Origin of the sequence: Arcobacter sp., from assembly GCF_050300555.1 — a bacterium.
Taxonomy (GTDB): Bacteria; Campylobacterota; Campylobacteria; order Campylobacterales; family Arcobacteraceae; genus Arcobacter.
Genome location: NZ_JBNKXY010000283.1, coordinates 1 through 576, shown reverse-complemented (window position 1 = coordinate 576; position 576 = coordinate 1). Strand labels below are relative to the sequence as shown.

General features: G+C 31.9%; 1 protein-coding gene. It reads right to left on the bottom strand.

The window, feature by feature from the left end:
- Positions 1-137: 137 nt before the first annotated feature.
- Positions 138-383: a hypothetical protein gene (locus ACQY5W_RS13385; RefSeq protein ID WP_428025466.1), complete on the bottom strand. Its 246-nt coding sequence runs from the start codon at positions 381-383 to the stop codon at positions 138-140.
- Between the last annotated feature and the right edge of the window lie 193 nt (positions 384-576).

The window sequence follows — 576 nt, the reverse complement described above, 5'->3', positions numbered from 1 at the left end:
TACCACCTCATCTTGCACCGTGTTTAAGGCTTCTCCAAATTGTTTTTCTTTCTGCAAGTACTCTTCTTTTATAGGAACAAAAGCTTCTTGAATAACCTTTTTTGCAGCTTTGCCTCCTTTTATTTCCACCAGTTTTTCTATATGCGTACAGACTTTTTCAATGTCCAGATTTCACCGTAAAGATCAGTTATTTTTTTTAAATCTTCAACACAAGCCTCCTTCAAAGATTCCGAATCTTTTTTTTCCTCAAGACCTTGTTCAATTTTTTCTACAATAATTGTTGCGCTTCGCGTTGCCTCCGCTGCCTCACTATCAACTTGTATTCTGTCGACATCATTTGAGGACGCATGCGTAAATTCATCAAATAAAAATTTTTTTTCCATTCTTTGACCTTTCCAATCCAATACCATAATCATCCCCCTAATTTTATTAATATACTTATAAAATTAAGTATATAGACAAATCTTTTATTCAGCATAACTTAAATTATATATATTATGTTTCTCACTAAAAATTTTGTGCGTTGAAAACACTATTTAATAACTAAGAACCAACAAATCTTGGGTGATTTTGAAA

What these genes read in the sequence shown, in the direction of transcription:
- ACQY5W_RS13385 (WP_428025466.1), bottom strand. Translation starts at nt 383, where the DNA reads ATGGAAAAAAAATTTTTATTTGATGAATTTACGCATGCGTCCTCAAAT.